The organism is Enterobacter cloacae complex sp. 372C4 (assembly GCF_050030615.1).
GTDB classification, from domain to species: domain Bacteria; phylum Pseudomonadota; class Gammaproteobacteria; order Enterobacterales; family Enterobacteriaceae; genus Enterobacter; species Enterobacter intestinihominis.
Genome location: NZ_JBLGUQ010000001.1, coordinates 3,452,391 through 3,468,194 on the forward strand (window position 1 = coordinate 3,452,391; position 15,804 = coordinate 3,468,194).

The 15,804-nt window shown below is 52.6% G+C and carries 17 protein-coding genes and 5 tRNA genes; 19 read left to right on the forward strand and 3 right to left on the reverse strand.

Translation table 11 applies throughout. From position 1 onward, the window contains the following. The first annotated feature begins 551 nt into the window (after positions 1-551). From cydA to pnuC, 18 genes are all read left to right on the forward strand, one after another. Positions 552-2,120: a cytochrome ubiquinol oxidase subunit I gene (cydA, locus tag ACQG11_RS16800; RefSeq protein ID WP_023299615.1), complete on the forward strand. Its 1,569-nt coding sequence runs from the start codon at positions 552-554 to the stop codon at positions 2,118-2,120. 15 nt (positions 2,121-2,135) lie between these two features. Then, entirely contained in the window at positions 2,136-3,275 is a 1,140-nt protein-coding gene (cydB, locus tag ACQG11_RS16805; RefSeq protein WP_426728601.1) for a cytochrome d ubiquinol oxidase subunit II, read from the forward strand. Between the two features lie 14 nt (positions 3,276-3,289). Beyond that, positions 3,290-3,403 (forward strand): cytochrome bd-I oxidase subunit CydX, encoded by a 114-nt coding sequence (gene cydX, locus ACQG11_RS16810; protein ID WP_014169181.1) that lies wholly within the window; start codon positions 3,290-3,292, stop codon positions 3,401-3,403. Next, positions 3,403-3,693, forward strand: coding sequence for a cyd operon protein YbgE (ybgE, locus tag ACQG11_RS16815; RefSeq protein ID WP_003858596.1), 291 nt, complete (start codon positions 3,403-3,405; stop codon positions 3,691-3,693). Before cydX ends, ybgE begins: the two co-directional genes overlap by 1 nt. A 148-nt stretch (positions 3,694-3,841) precedes the next feature. Continuing rightward, complete coding sequence (gene ybgC, locus ACQG11_RS16820) at positions 3,842-4,246, forward strand: tol-pal system-associated acyl-CoA thioesterase (RefSeq protein ID WP_003858593.1); 405 nt, start codon at positions 3,842-3,844, stop codon at positions 4,244-4,246. After that, positions 4,243-4,935, forward strand: coding sequence for a Tol-Pal system protein TolQ (gene tolQ / locus ACQG11_RS16825; RefSeq protein WP_022647470.1), 693 nt, complete (start codon positions 4,243-4,245; stop codon positions 4,933-4,935). The genes ybgC and tolQ overlap by 4 nt, the downstream gene beginning before the upstream one ends. 3 nt (positions 4,936-4,938) lie before the next feature. Continuing rightward, positions 4,939-5,367 carry a colicin uptake protein TolR gene (gene tolR, locus ACQG11_RS16830; RefSeq protein WP_003858589.1) on the forward strand — a complete coding sequence of 143 codons (429 nt, stop codon included), beginning with the start codon at positions 4,939-4,941 and terminating at the stop codon, positions 5,365-5,367. A gap of 28 nt (positions 5,368-5,395) precedes the next feature. After that, positions 5,396-6,649, forward strand: coding sequence for a cell envelope integrity protein TolA (gene tolA / locus ACQG11_RS16835; protein WP_023299616.1), 1,254 nt, complete (start codon positions 5,396-5,398; stop codon positions 6,647-6,649). A gap of 129 nt (positions 6,650-6,778) precedes the next feature. After that, entirely contained in the window at positions 6,779-8,071 is a 1,293-nt protein-coding gene (gene tolB / locus ACQG11_RS16840; RefSeq protein ID WP_022647472.1) for a Tol-Pal system beta propeller repeat protein TolB, read from the forward strand. A 34-nt stretch (positions 8,072-8,105) separates the two neighbouring features. Further along, positions 8,106-8,627 (forward strand): peptidoglycan-associated lipoprotein Pal, encoded by a 522-nt coding sequence (gene pal, locus ACQG11_RS16845; protein WP_003858578.1) that lies wholly within the window; start codon positions 8,106-8,108, stop codon positions 8,625-8,627. Positions 8,628-8,636: 9 nt separating this feature from the next. After that, the gene (gene cpoB / locus ACQG11_RS16850) at positions 8,637-9,425 is read left to right on the forward strand and encodes a cell division protein CpoB (RefSeq protein ID WP_045308831.1); all 789 of its coding nucleotides are present in this window, start codon (positions 8,637-8,639) and stop codon (positions 9,423-9,425) included. A 161-nt stretch (positions 9,426-9,586) separates the two neighbouring features. Continuing rightward, positions 9,587-9,662 (forward strand) — tRNA-Lys (locus tag ACQG11_RS16855). Positions 9,663-9,689: 27 nt separating this feature from the next. Further along, a tRNA-Val gene (locus ACQG11_RS16860) sits at positions 9,690-9,765 on the forward strand. 3 nt (positions 9,766-9,768) lie between these two features. Beyond that, positions 9,769-9,844: transfer RNA gene (locus tag ACQG11_RS16865), tRNA-Lys, on the forward strand. 41 nt (positions 9,845-9,885) lie between these two features. After that, a tRNA-Lys gene (locus ACQG11_RS16870) sits at positions 9,886-9,961 on the forward strand. Between the two features lie 31 nt (positions 9,962-9,992). Next, positions 9,993-10,068, forward strand: a tRNA-Lys gene (locus ACQG11_RS16875). A gap of 330 nt (positions 10,069-10,398) precedes the next feature. Then, positions 10,399-11,442, forward strand: a complete 1,044-nt coding sequence (nadA, locus tag ACQG11_RS16880) for a quinolinate synthase NadA (protein ID WP_023299618.1) — start codon at positions 10,399-10,401, stop codon at positions 11,440-11,442. A gap of 22 nt (positions 11,443-11,464) precedes the next feature. Beyond that, a complete protein-coding gene (pnuC, locus tag ACQG11_RS16885; RefSeq protein ID WP_022647475.1) occupies positions 11,465-12,184 on the forward strand; it encodes a nicotinamide riboside transporter PnuC in 720 nt (239 codons plus the stop codon). Here the strand turns inward: pnuC and zitB are convergent. Next, complete coding sequence (zitB, locus tag ACQG11_RS16890) at positions 12,181-13,113, reverse strand: CDF family zinc transporter ZitB (RefSeq protein WP_426728602.1); 933 nt, start codon at positions 13,111-13,113, stop codon at positions 12,181-12,183. The two genes, pnuC and zitB, sit on opposite strands and share 4 nt — an antisense overlap. Before the next feature lie 99 nt (positions 13,114-13,212). After that, the gene (locus tag ACQG11_RS16895) at positions 13,213-13,572 is read right to left on the reverse strand and encodes a protein YbgS (protein WP_022647477.1); all 360 of its coding nucleotides are present in this window, start codon (positions 13,570-13,572) and stop codon (positions 13,213-13,215) included. A 304-nt stretch (positions 13,573-13,876) separates the two neighbouring features. On the opposite strand from ACQG11_RS16895, the gene aroG reads away from it, so the two are divergent. Beyond that, positions 13,877-14,929 carry a 3-deoxy-7-phosphoheptulonate synthase AroG gene (gene aroG, locus ACQG11_RS16900; RefSeq protein ID WP_022647478.1) on the forward strand — a complete coding sequence of 351 codons (1,053 nt, stop codon included), beginning with the start codon at positions 13,877-13,879 and terminating at the stop codon, positions 14,927-14,929. 61 nt (positions 14,930-14,990) lie between these two features. Here aroG and gpmA read toward each other — a convergent pair whose 3' ends face one another. After that, on the reverse strand, positions 14,991-15,743 hold the full coding sequence (gene gpmA, locus ACQG11_RS16905) for a 2,3-diphosphoglycerate-dependent phosphoglycerate mutase (protein ID WP_003858562.1): 753 nt from the start codon (positions 15,741-15,743) through the stop codon (positions 14,991-14,993). Positions 15,744-15,804 lie beyond the last annotated feature (61 nt).

Below are 15,804 nucleotides of genomic sequence, written 5' to 3' on the forward strand. Positions count from 1 at the left end.
AAAAATACTGTGAAGCGGATAACATTATATGTTTCTCTCCCTGCAAAAAGGTCTTTTTTCACACGCGTTAATAAAAATCACAACTGTTTATATTATCTTCTGGCTTTTATAACCATTAATGCCTTTAAATATACATGTTATTAACAAGGTTTTTACTATCCATATCACAAAGAAACATCATTAACAGTACCGGCTGTTTTTGATTTAAATCAATGTTTAATCCTTGGAAAAAGGCTCCAAAAGGCGTTAAATTGTTCCCGATCAAAATGGCCGAAAAGTGGTAATTTTGCTATAAATTGATCGCCGTCGAAAAACGTAAATCTGTTCGAATAAAAACCTGTTTATTGTAAGGGTTTTGCAGCGTATTATATTTACGGGATCAATTTGGTTTTTTCTTAACGTATTTGTAACCTTTCATCATTGCTTTTTCCTCCTGTAGAGAATAAGCAACGAAGAAGGGAAGCAGATAACTTTGTATTGGGGCATGCGTGTGGATCCTTATCTAACGGGGTTCACTCTCGGAGTCTTCATGCGATGAGCAAGGAGTCATAATGTTAGACGTAGTCGAACTGTCGCGCTTACAGTTTGCCTTGACCGCGATGTACCACTTCCTTTTTGTGCCGCTGACGCTCGGTATGGCGTTCCTGCTGGCCATCATGGAAACGGTTTACGTCCTCTCCGGCAAACAGATTTATAAAGATATGACCAAGTTCTGGGGCAAGTTGTTTGGTATCAACTTTGCGCTGGGCGTGGCAACCGGTCTGACCATGGAGTTCCAGTTCGGGACAAACTGGTCTTACTATTCCCACTATGTAGGGGATATTTTCGGTGCGCCGCTGGCCATTGAAGGTCTGATGGCCTTCTTCCTCGAATCCACCTTTGTAGGTCTGTTCTTCTTCGGTTGGGACCGTCTGGGTAAAGTCCAGCATATGGCGGTAACCTGGCTGGTGGCATTAGGCTCCAACTTGTCCGCACTGTGGATCCTGGTGGCGAACGGCTGGATGCAAAACCCAATCGCATCTGATTTCAACTTCGAAACCATGCGTATGGAGATGGTCAGCTTCGCTGAGCTAGTCCTGAACCCGGTTGCCCAGGTTAAATTCGTGCACACCGTGGCGTCTGGCTATGTGTGCGGCGCGATGTTCGTGCTGGGCATCAGCTCCTACTATATGCTGCGCGGCCGTGACTTCGCGTTCGCCAAGCGTTCTTTCGCTATCGCAGCAAGCTTCGGTATGGCCGCGATTCTGTCCGTTATTGTTCTGGGTGATGAATCCGGTTACGAAATGGGCGACGTGCAGAAAACCAAACTCGCCGCAATTGAAGCTGAATGGGAAACCCAGCCGGCACCTGCAGCGTTTACCCTGTTCGGCGTGCCTGACCAGGACGCGCAGGAAAACCGCTTCGCCATTCAAATTCCTTACGCTCTGGGTATTATCGCCACGCGCTCCGTCGACAAACAGGTGACTGGCCTGAAAGATCTTATGGTGCAGCATGAAGAGCGTATCCGTAACGGGATGAAAGCCTACTCGCTGCTGGAACAGCTGCGCGCCGGCTCTACCGACCAGGCCGTTCGCGATCAATTTAACGACGTGAAGAAAGACCTCGGTTACGGTCTGCTGCTGAAACGCTATACCCCGAACGTCTCCGACGCGACGGAAGCGCAGATTCAGATGGCAACCAAAGACTCTATTCCACGCGTTGCGCCGCTGTACTTCGCGTTCCGCATCATGGTGGGTTGCGGCATTATCATGCTGCTGATCATCGCGGCCTCGTTCTGGTCAGTCATTCGTAACCGTATCGGTGAGAAAAAATGGCTGCTGCGCACCGCGCTGTACGGTATCCCACTGCCATGGATTGCTATCGAGTCCGGCTGGTTTGTTGCGGAATATGGCCGTCAGCCATGGGCGATCGGTGAGGTGCTGCCAACAGCGGTAGCGAACTCCTCCCTGACCGCAGGCGACCTGATCTTCTCCATGCTGCTGATTTGCGGTCTGTACACCCTGTTCCTGGTGGCTGAACTGTTCCTGATGTTCAAGTTCGCGCGCCTTGGCCCAAGCAGCCTGAAAACCGGTCGCTACCACTACGAGCAGTCTGTTACGACTACTCAGCCGGCACGCTAAGACAGGAGTCATCAAATGATCGATTATGAAGTATTGCGTTTTATCTGGTGGCTGTTGATCGGCGTTCTGCTGATTGGTTTTGCGGTCACCGATGGTTTCGATATGGGCGTGGGCATGCTCACCCGTTTCCTCGGTCGTAATGACACCGAGCGTCGAATCATGATCAACTCCATCGCCCCGCACTGGGACGGTAACCAGGTGTGGCTGATCACCGCAGGCGGCGCGCTGTTCGCTGCCTGGCCGATGGTTTACGCGGCTGCGTTCTCCGGCTTCTATGTGGCGATGATTCTGGTGCTGGCCTCTTTATTCTTCCGTCCGGTAGGTTTTGACTACCGCTCCAAGATTGAAGACACCCGCTGGCGCAACATGTGGGACTGGGGCATCTTCATCGGTAGCTTCGTTCCACCGCTGGTCATTGGTGTGGCGTTCGGTAACCTGTTACAGGGCGTACCATTCCACGTCGACGAATATATGCGTCTGTTCTACACCGGTAACTTCTTCCAGCTGCTGAATCCGTTTGGTCTTCTGGCGGGCGTGGTGAGCGTGGCGATGATCATCACCCAGGGCGCAACCTATCTCCAGATGCGTACCGTAGGTGAACTGCACCTGCGTTCTCGTGCGACCGCTCAGGTGGCGGCGCTGGTGACGCTGGTCTGCTTCGCGCTGGCAGGCGTGTGGGTCGTGTACGGTATTGATGGCTACGTGGTGACCTCCGCCATTAACCATACCGCACCGTCTAACCCGCTGACCAAAGAGGTGGCGCGTCAGGCTGGCGCATGGCTGGTGAACTTCAACAATATGCCTGCGCTATGGGCTATCCCTGCTCTGGGTGTGCTGCTGCCACTGCTGACAGTGTTAATGTCTCGTCTGGAGAAAGGCGCTATGGCGTTCGTGTTCTCTTCCCTGACGCTGGCGTGCATTATCCTGACGGCAGGTATTGCTATGTTCCCATTCGTGATGCCATCCAGCACCATGTTGAATGCTAGCCTGACCATGTGGGATGCAACGTCCAGCCAGTTGACGTTGAACCTGATGACGTACGTTGCTTGCGTGTTCGTGCCGATTATCCTGCTCTACACCGCCTGGTGTTACTGGAAAATGTTCGGTCGCATCACTAAAGAACATATCGAAAGCAACACCCACTCTATGTATTAAGTAAGGAGCTGAATATGTGGTATTTCGCATGGATTTTAGGGACGCTTCTTGCCTGTGCATTTGGTGTCATCACTGCCCTGGCGCTTGAGCATGTAGAAGCGTCTAAAGCAGGTGAAGATAAGCACTAATGAATATTATCGCAACGTTATATGCGGTAATGGACAAGCGCCCCCTGCGGGCGCTTTCCCTCATTATGGCATTACTGCTGGCGGGCTGTATCTTCTGGGACCCGTCGCGCTTCGCGGCTAAAACCAGCGAGCTTGAGATCTGGCACGGCTTCTTGATTATGTGGGCGGTGTGTGCAGGTGTGATTCACGGTGTCGGCTTTCGTCCAAAAGCGCTTCACTGGCAGGGCATCTTCTGCCCGCTGATTGCCGATCTGGTTCTTCTCGCCGGTTTGATTTTCTTCTTCTTCTGAATAAGAAATGTCCGTTAATGATATGGGCTTACCCGAGCCCATAAAAATTTACTCTCCGTTTACTTTCCCCCATTCCAAACCATCATTCCCGCGCGTATAGTAGCGAAGTTTGAAAGCTCCAACTTTTCTTGTATTACCGGGATGTAAAGTGAATACAACGCTGTTTCGATGGCCGGTACGTGTCTATTACGAAGATACCGATGCCGGTGGTGTGGTCTACCACGCCAGCTACGTTGCTTTTTATGAACGGGCACGCACAGAGATGCTGCGCCATCATCACTTTAGTCAACAGGTGCTGTTGGCTGAGCGAGTTGCCTTCGTGGTACGCAAGATGACGCTTGAGTATTTTGCGCCTGCCAGACTCGACGATATGCTCGAAGTCCAAACAGAAATTACATCAATGCGCGGAACTTCACTGGTTTTCACGCAGCGGATAGTCAATGCAGAGAACACGGTACTGAACTCAGCTGAAGTCCTGATTGTCTGTGTTGATCCAACCATAATGAAGCCTCGTGCGCTTCCTAAGTCTATTGTCGCGGAGTTTAAGCAGTGACTGACATGAATATCCTTGATTTGTTCCTGAAGGCAAGCCTTCTGGTTAAACTTATCATGTTGATTTTGATTGGTTTTTCAATCGCATCCTGGGCCATCATCATCCAGAGAACGCGTATCCTCAATGCCGCTGGCCGCGAAGCCGAAGCGTTTGAAGATAAGTTCTGGTCGGGTATAGAGCTTTCTCGTCTCTATCAGGAAAGCCAGGGACGCCGTGATAACCTTTCAGGCTCCGAACAAATTTTTTATAGTGGTTTCAAAGAGTTCGCTCGCTTACACCGTGCTAACAACCATGCGCCGGAAGCCGTGGTAGAAGGTGCGTCGCGTGCGATGCGCATTTCCATGAATCGCGAACTGGAAAATCTTGAAACGCATATTCCTTTCCTCGGAACCGTTGGCTCCATCAGCCCGTATATCGGCCTGTTTGGTACGGTGTGGGGGATCATGCACGCCTTTATCGCCCTGGGGGCGGTGAAGCAGGCAACCTTGCAGATGGTGGCACCGGGTATCGCAGAAGCACTGATCGCGACCGCAATCGGTCTGTTCGCGGCAATTCCGGCGGTAATGGCGTACAACCGTCTGAACCAGCGCGTGAATAAACTGGAACTGAACTACGACAACTTTATGGAAGAGTTCACCGCGATTCTGCATCGTCAGGCGTTTACCAGCACCGAGAGCAACAAGGGGTAAACCATGGCCAGATCGCGTGGACGAGGTCGTCGCGAGCTCAAGTCCGAAATCAATATCGTTCCGTTACTGGACGTGCTGCTGGTGCTGCTGCTGATCTTTATGGCGACAGCCCCCATCATCACCCAGAGCGTAGAAGTTGATCTGCCGGATGCGACAGAATCACAGGCGGTAAGCACCAATGACGATCCTCCGGTCATCATTGAGGTTTCCGGCGTAGGGCAGTACAGCGTGGTGGTCGAGAAGGATCGTATGGATCAGCTCCCCCCAGAGCAGGTTATTGCTGAAGCGCAACGACGCCTGGAGTCAAATCCGAAGACGGTCTTCTTAATCGGTGGTGCGAAAGACGTACCATATGATGAAATTATCAAAGCGCTGAACTTGCTACATAGCGCGGGCGTTAAGTCAGTTGGCTTAATGACTCAGCCTATTTGATCATCTGCGTAGTTTTTGGGAACCGATAGTGTCAAAGGCAACCGAACAGAACGACAAGCTTAAGCGAGCGATAATCGTCTCCGCAGTGCTGCACGTGATTCTTTTTGCAGCGCTGATCTGGAGTTCGTTCGATGAGCACATTGATGCATCGGGCGGTGGTGGAGGCTCATCCATCGACGCCGTCATGGTAGATCCCGGTGCGGTAGTGCAGAACTATAATCGTCAGCAACAGCAGCAGGCGAGCGCAAAACGCGCTGAAGAGCAGCGTGAAAAACAGGCGCAACAGCAGGCGGAAGAGCTGCGTGAAAAGCAGGCCGCCGAGCAGGAACGTTTGAAGCAGCTTGAGAAAGAGCGTTTGCAGGCGCAGGAAGCCGCGAAAGAGCAGGCGGAGCAGCAGAAACAGGCTGAAGCCGCAGCGAAGAAAGCGCAGGAACAGCAGAAGCAGGCGGAGGAGGCGGCAGCCAAAGCCGCAGCAGACGCTAAGGCGCAGGCAGATGCTCAGGCGAAAGTAGCCGCAGAAGCAGCGAAAAAAGCCGCTGCTGACGCGCAGAAGAAGGCCGAAGCAGAAGCCGCGAAGAAAGCCGCTGCTGATGCGAAGAAGAAAGCGGAAGCCGAAGCCGCGAAAAAAGCCGCTGCTGACGCACAGAAGAAAGCCGAAGCAGAAGCCGCGAAGAAAGCCGCCCAGGAAGCAGAGAAAAAAGCGGCCGCCGAAGCGGCGAAGAAAGCGGCTGCCGCTGAGAAAGCTGCGGCAGAAAAAGCCGCCGCTGCGGAAAAAGCCGCTGCTGATAAAAAAGCTGCAGCTGAGAAAGCCGCTGCCGATAAGAAAGCAGCAGCCGAAAAAGCCGCTGCTAAAAAGGCCGCTGCCGCTGAGAAAGCTGCCGCAGCCGCAGGAGTTGACGATCTGCTGGGCGACCTGAGTTCCGGTAAGAATGCACCGAAAACGGGCGGTGGGGCGAAAGGAAATGGACAGCCGTCAAAAGACAGCGGTACCTCCGGAGCCAACGGTGGGGCAACAGGTGCAGATATCAGTGCTTATGCCAAACAGATCCAGGTTGCGATTCAGAGCCGACTCTTTGATGCAGGCCTGTATCAGGGCAAGCAATGCGTACTGCACATCAATCTTGCGCCAGACGGCAGGTTGAAAAGCGTGACGTCTGAAGGGGGCGATCCTGCGCTCTGTCAGGCTGCGCTGGCCGCAGCCAGATCGGCGAACATTCCTAAACCGCCTAGCGAGGCTGTTTATGAAAGGATAAAAGATGCCAAACTGGACTTTAAGCTGTAATCAACTCTTCTAACGGAAGTATGAAAAACAGTCTATGGTCGTAAACAGGATAAGTAGTTTTGTCTATTTGGGTTTGTTAACATTCTGCTAAATTATCGTGGGTAAGGTTACCCAGATAAGGGAGATATGATGAAGCAGGCATTACGTGTAGCAGTTAGTTTTTTAATGCTGTGGGCAGCTGTACTGCACGCAGAAGTACGTATCGAGATCACCCAGGGGGTGGACTCGGCGCGTCCGATTGGTGTCGTTCCGTTCCAGTGGGCAGGCCCGGGCGCTGCGCCTGAAGATATTGGCGGCATCGTTGCCGCTGACCTGCGTAACAGCGGTAAATTTAACCCCTTAGATCGTTCTCGTCTGCCTCAGCAGCCGGGTACTGCGCAGGACGTTCAGCCTGCTGCATGGTCTGCGCTGGGTATTGATGCCGTGGTTGTCGGGCAGGTTACCCCTGCGCCAGACGGCGGCTATAACGTCGCTTATCAGCTGGTTGATACCGGCGGTGCGCCGGGTACCGTTCTGGCTCAAAACACTTATAAAGTGAACAAGCAGTGGCTGCGTTACGCAGGCCACACGGCGAGTGACGAAGTGTTTGAGAAGCTGACCGGTATTAAAGGTGCGTTCCGTACCCGTATCGCGTACGTGGTACAGACCAACGGCGGCCAGTTCCCTTATGAGCTGCGCGTCTCTGACTACGATGGTTACAACCAGTTCACCGTACACCGTTCACCGCAGCCGCTGATGTCTCCGGCATGGTCTCCGGACGGCTCTAAGCTGGCGTATGTGACCTTCGAAAGCGGCCGCTCCGCGCTGGTCATCCAGACGCTCTCTAACGGTGCTGTTCGTCAGGTTGCGTCATTCCCACGTCACAACGGTGCACCTGCGTTCTCTCCGGACGGTACCAAACTGGCGTTTGCCCTGTCTAAAACCGGTAGCCTGAATCTGTACGTAATGGATATTGGTTCTGGTCAGATCCGTCAGGTCACGGATGGTCGTAGCAATAACACTGAGCCAACCTGGTTCCCGGACAGCCAGAATCTGGCCTTTACGTCCGACCAGGCAGGTCGTCCACAAGTTTATAAAGTGAATATCAACGGCGGAGCAGCGCAGCGTATTACCTGGGAAGGTTCTCAGAACCAGGATGCTGACGTCAGTGCCGATGGTAAAACAATGGTAATGGTCAGCACTGCGGGTGGTCAGCAGCACATTGCCAAACAAGATCTGGTAACGGGAGGCGTACAAATACTGTCGTCAACGTTCCTGGATGAAACGCCAAGTCTGGCACCTAACGGCACCATGGTAATCTACAGCTCTTCTCAGGGGATGGGATCCGTGCTGAATCTGGTTTCTACAGATGGGCGTTTCAAAGCGCGTCTTCCGGCAACTGATGGACAGGTAAAATCACCTGCCTGGTCGCCGTATCTGTAATAATAATTAATTGATTACTAAAGGAATCTTAGAAATGCAACTGAACAAAGTGCTGAAGGGGCTGATGATCGCTCTGCCTGTTATGGCAATCGCAGCGTGTTCTTCTAACAAGAACGCAAGCAATGACCAGAGCGGCGAAGGCATGATGGGTGCCGGCACCGGTATGGACGCTAACGGCAATGGCAATATGTCTTCTGAAGAGCAAGCGCGTCTTCAGATGCAGCAGTTACAGCAGAACAACATCGTTTACTTCGATCTGGATAAATACGACATCCGTTCTGACTTCGCTGCGATGCTGGATGCGCACGCAAACTTCCTGCGTAGCAACCCGTCTTACAAAGTCACCGTAGAAGGTCACGCGGACGAACGTGGTACTCCGGAGTACAACATCTCCCTGGGTGAACGTCGTGCAAACGCTGTTAAAATGTATTTGCAGGGTAAAGGCGTTTCTGCTGACCAGATCTCCATCGTTTCTTACGGTAAAGAAAAACCAGCAGTACTGGGTCACGACGAAGCGGCTTACTCCAAAAACCGTCGTGCCGTACTCGTTTACTAAGAGAATTGCATGAGCAGTAACTTCAGACATCATCTGATGAGTCTGTCGTTACTGGTTGGAATAGCGGCCCCCTGGGCCGCTTTTGCTCAGGCACCAATCAGTAGTGTCGGCTCAGGCTCGGTAGAAGACCGGGTTACACAACTCGAGCGTATTTCTAACGCTCACAGCCAACTTTTAACTCAACTCCAGCAGCAGCTTTCCGATAACCAGAATGATATTGATTCCCTTCGTGGTCAGATTCAGGAGAGCCAGTATCAGCTTAATCAGGTTGTGGAGCGCCAGAAGCAAATTTTGTTGCAGATGGATAGCCTGAACAGTGGCGGAGCAGCAGCACAGCCAGCAGCAGGCGATCAAAGCGGTGCGGCGACGCCTGCACCTGCGGCAGATGCCTCCCCGTCGTCAGGTGCGCCTGTACAGAGCGGTGACGCGAATACGGACTATAACGCGGCCATTGCCCTGGTACAGGACAAATCGCGCCAGGACGATGCTATCGTTGCGTTTCAGAACTTCGTTAAGAAGTACCCTGATTCTACTTATCAGCCAAATGCGAACTACTGGCTGGGTCAGTTGAATTACAACAAGGGTAAAAAGGATGATGCGGCGTTTTATTTTGCCTCTGTGGTGAAAAATTACCCGAAATCACCGAAAGCGCCGGATGCGATGTATAAAGTCGGCGTGATCATGCAGGACAAAGGCGACACTGCAAAAGCCAAAGCGGTTTATCAGCAGGTGGTTGCGAAATTCCCGGGTACAGACGGCGCCAAACAAGCGCAAAAACGTTTGAGTTCGATGGGTTGATTATCGCATGACCAGAAATCGCGTTATTTCTGGTCGTGCAGCATGATTCCTAAGCAGTTAAGTGATCTTCATCGAAATTTTTGTTGCGCAGAATTCTTAAATCAGTAATATATGCCGCCGTTGCCACGGGATATCAAACAACGTGAAAGCAGCGCAAAAGTGGGTCGTTAGCTCAGTTGGTAGAGCAGTTGACTTTTAATCAATTGGTCGCAGGTTCGAATCCTGCACGACCCACCACTTAAAGCAGTTCCGGCAGTACAGAGTGGGTGATTAGCTCAGTTGGTAGAGCATCTCCTTTACACGGAGGGGGTCGGCGGTTCGAGCCCGTCATCACCCACCACTCGGGTCGTTAGCTCAGTTGGTAGAGCAGTTGACTTTTAATCAATTGGTCGCAGGTTCGAATCCTGCACGACCCACCAATTTTATTGGTTCCGAGTGATAATTCAGGCAACACCCGAATGGGTCGTTAGCTCAGTTGGTAGAGCAGTTGACTTTTAATCAATTGGTCGCAGGTTCGAATCCTGCACGACCCACCAGCCTGAATAGATTTGAAGTACATCCCGCAAGGGGTCGTTAGCTCAGTTGGTAGAGCAGTTGACTTTTAATCAATTGGTCGCAGGTTCGAATCCTGCACGACCCACCAATTTTAATGTCTTACTCAGATATTACACGTGAAGGATAACGTTGCTTTAGCAACGGCCCGAAGGGCGAGGCGAAGCCGAGTCATCCTGCACGGCCCACCAGTGTAGAAAGGCGCCCTAAAGGCGCCTTTTTGCTATCTGTCTTTCGCCAGTACCTTGTTGGTCGGGTAAGGCGAAGCCACCAGCCGACAAATGCTACCGGCATCAATTCCCGATGACATTCCCCCTCAAATTCGCTATCTTGTTTAGTATATAAAACACCATTGCCTCATTTTTGTTAGCTCATGCAAAACAAAGGCAATATTGTTAAGCCAGTAAAACGAGAAGCCATAATGAGTGTGATGTTTGATCCCGAAACCGCAATCTATCCCTTCCCGCCGAAGCCAGCTCCGCTAAGCCGGGATGAGAAGCAGTTCTATCGTGAAAAAATCAAGCGCCTCCTTAAAGAGCGTGATGCGGTGATGGTGGCGCATTACTACACCGACCCGGAAATTCAGCAGCTGGCGGAAGAGACGGGTGGCTGTATCTCAGACTCCCTGGAGATGGCGCGTTTCGGTGCTAAGCATTCAGCCTCCACGCTGCTGGTCGCGGGGGTTCGTTTTATGGGTGAAACGGCAAAAATCCTCAACCCGGAAAAAACGATTCTGATGCCTACGCTGAATGCCGAATGTTCTCTTGACCTCGGTTGCCCGATTGATGAGTTCACCGCCTTCTGTGATGCCCACCCTGACCGTACCGTGGTGGTCTATGCCAATACGTCTGCGGCGGTGAAAGCCCGGGCAGACTGGGTAGTAACGTCCAGTATTGCCGTTGAGCTGATTGAACATCTGGACAGCCTGGGGGAGAAAATCATCTGGGCGCCCGATCGTCACCTGGGAAACTACGTACAAAAACAGACCGGTGCGGATGTACTGTGCTGGCAGGGCGCCTGTATCGTTCACGACGAGTTTAAGACCCAGGCACTGACCAGGATGAAACGCTTATACCCGCAGGCCGCAATTCTGGTGCATCCGGAGTCGCCGCAGTCGATTGTTGAGATGGCGGACGCCGTCGGCTCAACCAGCCAGTTGATAAACGCGGCAAAAACCCTGCCGCACAAGCAGCTCATCGTGGCGACCGATCGCGGTATCTTCTATAAAATGCAGCAGGCCGTACCAGAAAAAGAGCTGCTCGAAGCGCCAACCGCCGGAGAAGGGGCGACCTGTCGAAGCTGCGCGCACTGCCCGTGGATGGCGATGAATGGACTTAAGGCGATAGCGGAGGGGCTGGAGATCGGTGGCGCAGCGCATGAGATCCACGTAGACGCCGCCCTGCGCGAAGGCGCGTTAATTCCGCTTAACCGTATGCTGGATTTTGCGGCTACACTACGTACTTAACTTATTACGCCCCGGAGAAAAAATGGATTTTTTTAGCACACAGAATATCCTGGTTCATATCCCGATTGGTGCGGGCGGCTATGACCTGTCGTGGATTGAAGCGGTAGGTACGCTGGCCGGTTTACTCTGTATCTGGCTGGCCAGCCTTGAGAAGATCAGTAACTATGCGTTCGGGCTGATAAACGTCACGCTGTTTGCGATCATCTTCTTCCAGATCCAGCTCTACGCCAGCCTGCTTCTGCAGCTGTTCTTCTTCGCGGCCAATATCTATGGCTGGTACGCCTGGTCGCGGCAAAACAGTCAGCAGGAGGCGGAGCTGCAAATCCGCTGGCTGCCGTTGCCAAAAGCCATTGCCTGGCTCGCGGCCTGCGTGGTGGCAATCGGCTTTATGACCGTCTTTATTGACCCGGTATTTGCCTTCCTGACGCGCGTGGCGGTCTCGGTCATGTCGGGTCTGGGATTAAACGTGACGATGCCTGAGCTTCAGCCTGATGCCTTCCCGTTCTGGGATTCCTGCATGATGGTGCTGTCGATTGCCGCAATGATCCTGATGACCCGTAAATACGTTGAAAACTGGCTGCTGTGGGTGGTCATCAACGTGATTAGCGTGGTGATTTTTGCCCGTCAGGGCGTTTATGCCATGTCGCTGGAGTATATGCTGCTGACCGTCATTGCCCTGAACGGTAGCCGCATGTGGATCAACAGCGCGCGTGAGCGTGGCTCTCGCGCGCTTTCCCGCTAATGGTGATGCTCGTGTGAGTGGCCGGACTGCGCCTCGTTCAGGTGACAGTCTGGCCCGTTACAGGGCTGATACTCCATCTGGATGGTGGAGTGCGCAATTTCGTAGTGATGCTCAAGGAAGTGCCGAATACGTTCAAGCAACGCATCGTGATCGTGGGGCGGAATAACCTGAACGTGCAGCGTCATAAGCGGTTTCTCACCCACCAGCCAGACGTGAACGTGGTGAACGTTACGGACTTCAGGAATGGAACGACACAGATTGCGTTTTAGCTCGCCAATATCCAGCGACGTGGGAGCGCCTTCCAGCAGTTCATTCACGCTCTCTTTCAACAGCCGCCAGGCACTGCGTAATACAAGGCACGATACCAGCACGGAAAGAATCGGGTCGATGGGGGTCCAGCCCGTACCCATAATGATCAGCGCGGCGACGATGGCACCTACGGAACCCAGCAGATCGCCCAGCACGTGAAGCGCCGCGGCCCGTACGTTCAGATTTTTTTCGCTGCTGCCGCGGTGCAATATCCAGAATGCCAGAATATTGGCGACCAACCCGGCAATAGCAATCACCATCATCGTCGTTCCGGCTACCGGTTGTGGATGACGAAAGCGCTGAAACGCCTCCCAGACGATAAGAATGGTAATAACCACCAGTGCAATCGCATTCACGAACGCAGCAAGTGTGGTCAGTCTGAGCCAGCCAAAGGTGTGGCGGGCATTGGGAGGGCGACGGGCAAACTGCACGGCCAGCAGAGCAAACAGGAGCGCGGCAGCGTCGGTCAGCATATGCCCGGCATCGGCCAGCAGCGCCAGCGATCCGGAGATCAGTCCGCCTGTCACCTCAATAATCATAAAGGTGGCAGTGACGCCAAAAGCCAGCAGAAGCCGTTTGGCATTTTCATCGCCAGTGGAGTGGGAATGGGAGTGCGCCATGGTATCGTTCCTGATTTATTATTATTTTTAGTGTAGCGTTTTTAAGAGCTTAAATAAAAAAGGAGAGCATTCGCTCTCCCTCTTTTACCTTACGGAAGGTTACTGGGTAGTACCGTCCGTTTTGGTATTGGCATCGCTGCCCACTTTGTCATTCGGGTCCGGGCATTTCCCGTCTTTACACATTGAGTTTTTGTGAACTTCGTCAGTGCTCATACCGTCATGGTTCATCGTGCCGGTATTCGTACCGCCGGTGTTGGTATTGCCCGTGTTGATATTACTGTTATCAACATTATTTGGCGCGATATTCTGTTTTGCATCCGGCGCAACCTGGCCCGCTTCGGCAGCGGCATTCGCGTCGCCGTTGCTGCCGGAGGAGCCTGTATCGGCTGCCAGTACGCTACCGCTTGCCAGGGTAAGGGTTGCCGTCAGGAAAAGCGTAGTCAGTTTCGTCATTTTCATCATGGTGCTCCTGTTCTTATCGTTACGCTGGATAACATTCTCCAACAGTGCATCTTGTTCAGTGGCGAAAGATCCCAGATTCCTGAATTATGTCAGGATGGAATCGCGTATAAGTATTTAAAAACAGTCGTTACAAGTAAAAAGCTTAGGCGAGATCTCATTTTTCGCTATTTTGTTGCGTATTTTAGGCGAATTCCAGGAATTATCTGCGCGAAGTGTAAAAGCCCGTTTACACTTCGTGACCGACAAGTTAGATTGAAAGCATTGCTTTCATTACTAAAGATATGGCAGAGCCGGAAAGAAGATGAATTATCAGAACGACGATTTACGCATTAAAGAGATCAATGAGTTATTACCTCCCGTAGCGCTCCTTGAAAAATTCCCCGCCACCGAAAATGCCGCCAACACGGTGTCTCATGCCCGCAAGGCGATCCACAAGATCCTGAAAGGTAGCGACGATCGTCTTTTGGTGGTCATCGGACCGTGCTCCATTCACGATCCTGCTGCGGCCAAAGAGTACGCGTCACGTCTGCTCACCCTGCGCGAAGAGCTGAAGGGCGAACTGGAAATTGTGATGCGCGTTTATTTCGAAAAACCGCGTACCACCGTGGGCTGGAAAGGGTTGATCAACGATCCGCACATGGACAACAGTTTCCAGATCAACGACGGCCTGCGTATTGCGCGTAAGCTGCTGCTGGAGATTAACGACAGCGGGCTGCCTGCTGCCGGAGAATTCCTCGATATGATCACCCCGCAGTATCTGGCTGACCTGATGAGCTGGGGCGCTATTGGTGCGCGTACGACTGAATCGCAGGTTCACCGTGAGCTGGCGTCTGGCCTGTCATGCCCGGTGGGTTTCAAAAACGGCACTGATGGCACCATCAAAGTCGCTATTGATGCCATCAATGCGGCTGGCGCGCCGCACTGCTTCCTGTCGGTGACTAAGTGGGGCCACTCGGCTATCGTGAATACCAGCGGTAATGGCGATTGCCATATCATTCTGCGCGGCGGTAAAGAGCCTAACTACAGCGCAAAACACGTGGCGGAAGTGAAGGCGGGTCTGGAGAAAGCGGGACTGGCGCCGCAGATCATGATCGATTTCAGCCATGCGAACTCAAGCAAACAGTTCAAAAAGCAGATGGAAGTTGGTGCAGACGTTTGTCAGCAAATCGCCAACGGTGAACGCGCAGTGATTGGGGTGATGATTGAGAGCCATCTGGTGGAAGGCAATCAGAACCTGGAGGGCAGCGAGCCGCTGGTCTACGGTAAGAGCGTGACGGATGCCTGCATTGGCTGGGATGATACCGATGCGATCCTGCGTCAGCTGGCGGATGCGGTAAAAGCGCGTCGCGGTTAAGTTTATCGCGGGCAATAAAAAAGCGTGGATTGCTCCACGCTTTTTTTATGTCCGGCGAAAATTACTTCGCTTTACCCTGGTTCGCCACGGCCGCCGCTTTTGCAGCGATTTCGTCGGCGTTACCCAGGTAGTAATGTTTAACTGGCTTAAAGTTTTCGTCGAACTCGTACACCAGCGGCACGCCGGTAGGGATGTTCAGCTCGAGGATTTCATCTTCACCCATGTTGTCCAGGTATTTCACCAGCGCACGCAGGGAGTTACCGTGAGCAGCGATAATGACGCGCTCGCCGCTTTTCAGGCGTGGCAGAATGGTTTCGTTCCAGTAAGGCACAACACGGTCGATGGTCAGCGCCAGGCTTTCGGTCTGCGGCAGTTCAGCCTCAGTCAGCTTCGCGTAACGCGGATCGTGGCCCGGGTAGCGCTCGTCATCTTTGCTCAGCTCTGGAGGCGTGACCGCAAAACCACGACGCCACTGCTTAACCTGCTCGTCACCGTATTTTTCTGCGGTTTCTGCTTTGTTCAGACCTTGCAGCGCACCGTAGTGACGCTCGTTCAGTTTCCAGGATTTCTCAACCGGCAGCCAGGCCTGATCCAGCTCGTCCAGAATGTTCCACAGGGTATGGATGGCACGTTTCAGCACAGAGGTGTAAGCAAAGTCAAAGGTGAAGCCTTCTTCTTTCAGCAGTTTACCTGCCGCTTTTGCTTCGCTCACGCCTTTCTCGGACAGATCAACGTCATACCAACCGGTGAAGCGGTTTTCGTTGTTCCACTGGCTTTCGCCGTGGCGCACCAGGACAAGCTTAGTATTAGCCATTTCTTACTCCTCAAGCATTTTGAATGATAACAATTCTCATTATATTGCCGTGACTGTGCCA